Genomic DNA, 6399 nt, shown 5'->3' on the forward strand with positions numbered 1-6399 from the left:
TTTACGAAAAAACTGGAGAAGAGAATGAAAACCTTTATGTCACGAGCAGCATTGGCGGGTCTGTTGCTGAGTGCTTCGATGATGGCGACGGCGGCGACGCCAGCTCCCGAGGGGGCAGAAGCGTTTATTGTTTCCCCGGAAGACGGTGCCACGGTGCCACAGGAATTCAAGGTCAAATTTGGCGTGAAGGACATCTCATTGGCCCCGGCGGGCGATGTCACCAAGCACACGGGTCACCACCACCTGCTGATCGACGTGAAGGAGCTTCCTGCTGCCGGGCAACCGATTCCGACAGATGCCAACCACATGCACTTCGGCAAGGCGCAAACCGAAGCCACCATCAAGCTGCCGCCAGGCAAGCACACCTTGCAGCTGGAACTCGGCGACAGTGGCCACATCCCGTTCGATCCGCCAATCGTTTCGAAGAAAATTACCGTCAACGTCAAGTAACGTTAGCAGCGCCCATGAAAAAGGAGACCCGAAGGTCTCCTTTTTTTGTCGCTCAAATCGCGATCAGAACAACACGCGGCAACGAATGGTGCCGTTGATGTGTTGCAGCTTCTCTTGGGCGATTTCCGAGTAATCGGCGTCGACGTCGATCACCACGTAGCCGACTTTCTCGTTGGTCTGCAGGAACTGACCGGAGATGTTGATGCCGTTTTCGGCGAAGACCTTGTTGATCTCGCTCATCACACCCGGAATGTTTTCGTGGATGTGCAGCAGACGGTGCTTGCCCGGGTGAGCCGGCAGGGCCACTTCCGGGAAGTTGACCGAGGACACCGACGTACCGTTGTCGCTGTACTTGACCAGTTTTTCCGCCACTTCCAGGCCGATGTTGGCTTGCGCTTCAGCTGTGGAACCACCGATGTGCGGGGTCAGGATCACGTTGTCCAGGCCACGCAACGGGCTTTCGAACTCTTCGTCGTTGGAGCGAGGCTCCACCGGGAACACGTCGATGGCCGCGCCGATCAGGTGCTTGTCCTTGATCGCGTCTGCCAGGGCTTGCAGTTCAACGACCGTGCCGCGAGCCGCGTTGATCAGGATGCCGCCCTTCTTGATGGCGCGGATTTCCTTCTCGCCGATCATCCACTGGGTGGCCGCGGTTTCCGGAACGTGCAGGGTAACGATGTCGGACATGCCGAGCAGATCGTGCAACTTGCCGACCTGGGTCGCGTTGCCCAGTGGCAGTTTGGTCACGGTGTCATAGAAGTACACCTGCATGCCCAGGCCTTCGGCCAGAACCGACAGTTGCGTACCGATCGAGCCGTAACCGACGATGCCCAGCTTCTTGCCGCGGATCTCGAAGGAGTTGGCCGCGCTCTTGATCCAGCCGCCACGGTGGCAGGAAGCGTTTTTCTCAGGGATGCCGCGCAGCAACAGGATCGCTTCAGCCAGCACCAGCTCCGCGACGGAACGGGTGTTGGAGTACGGAGCGTTGAATACGGCGATGCCGCGTTCGCGCGCTGCGTTCAGATCGACCTGGTTGGTGCCGATGCAGAAACACCCTACAGCCACGAGCTTCTTCGCGTGATCGAAGATCTCTTCGGTCAGTTGAGTGCGGGAGCGAATGCCGATGAAGTGAGCGTCGGCGATCTTTTCCTTCAGCTGGGCTTCCGGCAGAGAACCGGTGAGGTACTCGATGCTGGTGTAGCCCGCCGACTTGAGAACGTCGACAGCCGATTGGTGGACGCCTTCGAGAAGAAGGAACTTGATCTTGCTCTTATCGAGAGAAGTCTTGCTCATCTGCGTAAACCTGTATCCCGGAGAAAAATGGCAGGAAATGGTCAACAGATGCTGACCCGGGCGGCAAGAAGCCGTCGCCGCAGAACAGCCTTTCGGCACTACCCTGCGGGGTCGGTATGCTAGCATAGGCGCCCCGCTAAACACTCATTCCTGCGACGTGAAGCGTTCTCAGGATGACCATGAATTGTTCGAGAGTTCTGTCGATGACCAATCCTGCGCTGATTGATGAGCTGAAGACCCTGGTTGAGCCTGGCAAGGTGCTGACCGATGCCGACTCCCTGAACGCTTACGGCAAGGATTGGACCAAGCATTTCGCTCCGGCGCCGACGGCCATCGTGTTTCCCAAGACCACCGAGCAGGTGCAGGCCATCGTCCTGTGGGCCAATAAACACAAGGTGGCGTTGGTCCCGTCCGGCGGTCGCACCGGCCTGTCCGCCGCAGCGGTGGCCGCCAATGGTGAAGTCGTTGTGTCCTTCGACTATATGAACCAGATCCTCGACGTGAACCTCACCGACCGAACCGCCGTATGCCAGCCGGGCGTGGTCACCGAGCACTTGCAAAACGTCGCCGAAGAAAAAGGTCTGTATTACCCGGTGGATTTTGCCTCGGCCGGTTCGAGCCAGATTGGCGGCAATATCGGCACCAATGCCGGCGGGATCAAGGTGATTCGCTACGGCATGACCCGCAACTGGGTGGCCGGCATGAAAGTCGTCACCGGCAAGGGTGACGTGCTGGAACTCAATCGCGACCTGATCAAGAACGCCACCGGTTACGACCTGCGTCAGCTGTTCATTGGCGCTGAAGGCACCCTCGGTTTTGTCGTCGAAGCGACGATGCGTCTGGACCGGGCGCCGAAAAACCTCACCGCGATGGTCCTCGGTACTGCCGATTTCGATTCGATCATGCCGGTGCTGCATGCTTTCCAGAGCAAGCTGGACCTGACGGCCTTCGAGTTTTTCTCCGACAAGGCCCTGGCCAAAGTCATGGGGCGTGGCGACGTGCCGGTGCCGTTCGAAACGGAGTGCCCGTTCTACGCACTGCTGGAATTCGAAGCGACCACTGAAGAAGTGGCCAACCACGCCCTGGAAACCTTCGAGCATTGCGTCGAGCAGGGCTGGGTGCTGGACGGCGTGATGAGCCAGAGCGAAAGCCAGCTGCAAAACCTCTGGAAGCTGCGCGAGTACATCTCCGAAACCATCTCCCACTGGACGCCGTACAAGAACGACATCTCGGTCACTGTGTCGAAAGTCCCGGCGTTCCTGAAGGAAATCGATGCAATCGTTGGCGAACACTACCCGGACTTCGAAATCGTCTGGTTCGGCCACATCGGCGACGGCAACCTGCATTTGAACATTCTCAAGCCGGATAACCTGAGCAAAGACGAGTTCTTCGCCAAGTGCGCGACCGTTAACAAGTGGGTGTTCGAAACCGTCGAGAAGTACAACGGCTCGATCTCCGCCGAACACGGCGTGGGCATGACCAAGCGTGATTACCTGACCTACAGCCGTTCCCCGGTTGAGATCGAGTACATGAAAGCGGTCAAGGCGGTGTTCGACCCGAACGGCATCATGAACCCAGGCAAAATTTTCGCTGTTTGACTTTCGAATTAAAGCGCTACGAACCAGGAGTCGGTCAATGAGCTATCAGCACCAGTATGTCGACGGTACGCGTATCCACTTCCCGCTGGGCAAAGTGGTGTGCATCGGCCGCAATTACGCCGAACACGCCAAGGAGCTGGACAACCCGGTCCCAACCGAACCCCTGCTGTTCATCAAGCCAGGCAGTTGCGTAGTGCCGCTTGAAGGCGGTTTCAGTATTCCGACCGAACGCGGCTCGGTGCATTATGAGGCGGAAATCGCCGTGTTGATCGGCAAGCCGTTGTCCACCAAACCGAGCCGCGAAGAAGTGCTTGATGCGATTTCCGGTTTCGCACCGGCGCTGGACCTGACCTTGCGCGACAAGCAGGCCGAGCTGAAATCCAAGGGCCTGCCGTGGGAAATCGCCAAGTCGTTCGACGGTGCGGCGGTGATTGCACCGTTCGTGGTCGGCAGCACCTTTGCTGATCTGACCGACATCGGCATTCGCCTGACCATCAACGGCCAAGTGCGCCAGGACGGCAACAGCAACGCGATGCTCAACCCGATCGTGCCAATGATCCAGCACATGGCCGGCTGCTTTTCGCTGCAGGCCGGTGACGTGATCCTCACGGGTACGCCGGTTGGCGTGGGTCCGCTGAATGTCGGCGATGAGATCGTCCTGGAACTGCCAGGCGCTAGCAGCTTCACCAGCAGCGTGCGCTAGTCGGAACACCGCTAACCCTGTGGGAGCGAGCTTGCTCGCGATGAGGCCGTTACATTCAACATCTGTGTTGCCTGTTGCGCCGCCATCGCGAGCAAGCTCGCTCCCACAGGGTATTGGGTGGTCTCAAAGCTCTGCGCCGATGCAGGGCAATCCCGCCATTTCCCGTTTTTTTCACATCTTGTCTGGATAATTCCGCGGATTCCGGCGTCTGAGCCGGTCCCAATTGTGCTATTACCCATAGCCTGAATTTCTGGAACACATCCCTCGATGGCCAATCAACCGCTGCCCACGCTAAAAACTGCCCGTCGCCCGCGCGTGTACATGCGTTGGTATTCATGGCTTTTGCTGGCGGTGGCCGCCGCGTATGGCCTCGCGTTCGTCATGCATTGGGATGACCGGGGTGCGCTCTGGGTGCTGGAACGTTTCGAAAGCCCGACCGAACGCCAGGAGAGCATATGGCTACCGGATTACCGGGCAGTGATCGACGCCAAGCCATTGCCGGGAATGGAAAAGGACGAAGCGTCCGACCTCGCCTACAGTGCTGAAACCAAAACCCTGTTCTCGGTCATGGGCAAGAATCCGTTCCTGGTCGAGCTGAGTTTGCAGGGCGACGTATTGCGCAAGATGCCGCTGGTGGGCTGGAGCAACCCGGAAGGCGTGACGGTCATGGGCAACGGTCTTCTGGCCATCGTAGATGAGCGCGAACACGTGCTTTCTATCGTCAAGGTTGATGCCGATACCCGAGAGCTGAACATCGCCAACTTCCCGAAATACGACCTCGGTCCGTCGAAAGACCAGAACAAGGCGTTCGAAGCCATCGTCTGGGATTCGCGCAACAAGCAGATGCTGTTGGGTGAAGAACGTCCGCCGGCGTTGTTTACCTGGAAGAGCACCGACAGTCAGACCCTCACCGGCGACAAGCAGAAGCTGGCCAGTGATGAACTGGATATCCGTAACCTCTCGGCCCTGGCCATCGATCCTCGAACCGGCCATACCCTGGTGTTGTCCGCTGATTCCCACTTGTTGCTCGAACTCGACGAGAAGGGCGAGCAGGTGAGTTTCATGACTTTGCTTGGCGGCTTCAACGGGCTGAAGAAAACCATTCCTCGCGCTGAAGGCGTGACCATGGACGACGCGGGGACGGTGTACATGGTGAGCGAACCGAACCTGTTCTATCGTTTTGAAAAGCAGCCGTGATCAGCGCGCTCGCGAACGGAAAAGATCGCAGCCTTCGGCAGCTCCTACAGGGCCAGGTCAGAAGTGGAAGTTGGTGCTCAACAGCGCGGTACGACCCGCCGCCACGTGGGCGTAGTGCGTCTGAAACACCTGGTCGAAGTAACGCTTGTCGGTCAGGTTTTGCACGTTGAGTTGCAGGTCGACATTCTTGGTCAGGCGATAGCTCGCCATCGCGTCGTAACGCCAGTAGGACGGGATCTCCACCGAGTTGGCGACGTTGCCGAACTGCGAGTCAACGAAGGTGGCTCCGGCGCCAATCGTCAACTTGTCGGGTACCAGGTCATAGGTCGACCACAGGGTGAAGTTGTTCCGGGGAGTGCTCGGCATATGGTTGCCTTCATCGGCGGAGAGAGTGGTTTTGACCACTTCGCTTTCCATGTAGGTGTAGCCACCATAGACCTTCCAGTTACGGGTCAGCTTGCCGGTGTACGTCAGTTCCAGGCCATTGACCTGCTGCTCGCCATCCAGCACTTGCGTGGTGGCGCCGTCGGGATCATCGATACGGGCGTTGGTTTTTTCGGTGCGGAACAGCGCGGCGGTCAACGACAGGTCGTCACCGAAGAAGTCCCACTTGGTGCCGATTTCGTAGTTGCGGTTCTTTTCCGGATCGAGATCGCTGTTGTTGGCTGCCAGTTCCAGGCTGCCGTTACCGCTGGATTCGCCCGCCGGGTTGCTCGAGGTCGAGTAGGCCGCGTAGATGCTGCCGTTCGGCAATGGGTTGTAGACCACACCGACCTGGTAGTTGACCAGATCGCTGGTGTTCTCCCGGGAAAAATTACCCGCGACGGCACCACGACCACCCGTACTGTAACCGCTGGACTTGGTCTTGTAGTTGTCATAACGCAGGCCCAGGTTCAGGGACCATTGTTCGTTGAACTTCAACGTGTCGAAGACGTACGCGGCGCCGGTTTTCGTATCGGTGTCGGTGAACGCGACGCTGTCGGTGATTGAGCCGTTCCAGTTATCCCCAGGCGTCGGGTTGTACAGACTGGTGCAATCGCCCGAGCCGAAGAGTGCGGGGTTGCAGGTGGTACCGCTGGCCGCCGAGGTCAGGACGTACGGGCGGTTATGCGTGTCCTGATAAGAAAACTCGATACCGGTCACCAGGCTGTGTTCGAT

Annotated in this window: 6 protein-coding genes; 4 read left to right on the plus strand and 2 right to left on the minus strand. The window is 58.4% G+C overall.

Features of this window, described 5'->3' with window-relative positions:
- Positions 1-24 precede the first annotated feature (24 nt).
- Complete coding sequence (locus tag F8N62_RS24205) at positions 25-450, plus strand: DUF4399 domain-containing protein (protein ID WP_150713032.1); 426 nt, start codon at positions 25-27, stop codon at positions 448-450.
- Between the two features lie 63 nt (positions 451-513).
- On the opposite strand, the gene serA is transcribed toward F8N62_RS24205, so the two are convergent.
- Positions 514-1743 (minus strand): phosphoglycerate dehydrogenase, encoded by a 1230-nt coding sequence (serA, locus tag F8N62_RS24210; protein WP_150713033.1) that lies wholly within the window; start codon positions 1741-1743, stop codon positions 514-516.
- Positions 1744-1946: 203 nt separating this feature from the next.
- Between serA and F8N62_RS24215 the strand changes: the two genes are divergently transcribed.
- From F8N62_RS24215 to F8N62_RS24230, 3 genes are all read left to right on the plus strand, one after another.
- Positions 1947-3341, plus strand: coding sequence for an FAD-binding oxidoreductase (locus F8N62_RS24215; protein ID WP_150713041.1), 1395 nt, complete (start codon positions 1947-1949; stop codon positions 3339-3341).
- A 37-nt stretch (positions 3342-3378) separates the two neighbouring features.
- Positions 3379-4044 (plus strand): fumarylacetoacetate hydrolase family protein, encoded by a 666-nt coding sequence (locus tag F8N62_RS24220; RefSeq protein ID WP_150713034.1) that lies wholly within the window; start codon positions 3379-3381, stop codon positions 4042-4044.
- Positions 4045-4311: 267 nt separating this feature from the next.
- Positions 4312-5241 carry an SdiA-regulated domain-containing protein gene (locus F8N62_RS24230; RefSeq protein ID WP_150711347.1) on the plus strand — a complete coding sequence of 310 codons (930 nt, stop codon included), beginning with the start codon at positions 4312-4314 and terminating at the stop codon, positions 5239-5241.
- Positions 5242-5298: 57 nt separating this feature from the next.
- Here F8N62_RS24230 and F8N62_RS24235 read toward each other — a convergent pair.
- The coding region (locus F8N62_RS24235; protein WP_150713036.1) for a TonB-dependent receptor at positions 5299-6399 on the minus strand (1101 nt) is incomplete at its 5' end.

This window comes from Pseudomonas fluorescens (genome assembly GCF_902497785.1).
Taxonomy (GTDB): Bacteria; Pseudomonadota; Gammaproteobacteria; order Pseudomonadales; family Pseudomonadaceae; genus Aquipseudomonas; species Aquipseudomonas fluorescens_BO.